This window comes from Methylacidiphilum sp. Yel (genome assembly GCF_004421185.1).
Lineage (GTDB): Bacteria > Verrucomicrobiota > Verrucomicrobiia > Methylacidiphilales > Methylacidiphilaceae > Methylacidiphilum.
The window spans coordinates 1-1,084 of sequence record NZ_LXQB01000066.1; the positions used below are offsets into that span (position 1 = coordinate 1).

General features: G+C 42.9%; 1 protein-coding gene. It reads left to right on the forward strand.

Annotation, left to right across the window (positions count from 1 at the left end; genetic code table 11):
- Positions 1-44: 44 nt before the first annotated feature.
- On the forward strand, positions 45-1,084 hold a 1,040-nt coding region (locus A7Q09_RS08905; protein ID WP_134391108.1), incomplete at its 3' end, for a glutamate-1-semialdehyde 2,1-aminomutase.

Sequence of the window (1,084 nt, forward strand, 5' to 3'; positions counted from 1 at the left end):
TTTTTGCCCTACTAAAGAGGGTCGACTATCTTAAAGAACAAATTATGGACTTTTCTCTTTCTGAAAAACTATGGAATCAGGCTCAAGAGCTATTCCCCGGAGGGGTAAACTCTCCAGTCCGTTCCTTTCAATCAGTAGGCAGGCATCCTTTTTATGTAAGCAGGGCCAAAGGTTCAAAACTTTTTGATGTCGATGCCAACTGCTATACAGATTACGTATGCTCATGGGGAGCATTAATTCATGGGCATTGTTATTCTCCAGTAGTTCGAGCGATCAATGAAGCATTACAAAATGGAACAAGCTTTGGAGCAAATTGCCCTCTAGAAATTAGACTCTCACAACTCATTCGCTCCGCCATGCCTTCGATAGAAAAAATTCGATTTTTGAACAGCGGCACAGAAGCCTGTATGACCGCTATAAGATTAGCAAGAGGATTCAGTCGAAGGGAAAAGATTATGAAGTTTGAGGGATGTTATCATGGGCATGTTGATAGTTTGTTAGTAAAGGCTGGATCTGGAGCCCTTACTACAGGTATTCCTGATAGCGAGGGCATCCCTGCTTCTCTTTCAGCTCTGACTATTATTCTTCCTTGGAATGACGAAGAAAAGCTGATTGCGGCATTTAAAAAATATGGCCGCGAAACCGCTGCGATTATTCTAGAACCGGTACCGGCCAACTGTGGATTAATTCCTCCCAAGGAAGGATTTTTGGAATCTATTGAAAGTCAGGCTAGAGCCTATGGTAGCCTTATTATTTTTGATGAGGTGATCACAGGCTTTAGGTTATCTTACGGGGGGGCTCAGGCACTTTTTAGAATTAAACCTGATCTTACTGTCCTCGGAAAAATTATCGGGGGAGGATTGCCCGTGGGTGCGATTGGTGGCAAAAAAGAAATCATGGATTGCTTATCCCCTTTGGGTAAGGTTTATCAAGCTGGGACATTGAGTGGCAATCCTCTAGCTATGGCTGCTGGCATAGCACAACTCGAAGAACTTCAAAAAGGCCATGCTTATCAGTATTTGGAAAACCTAGGGCAACAACTTGAAGCAGGAATGCTTGAGATTCAAAAAAAGCTTTCTTATCC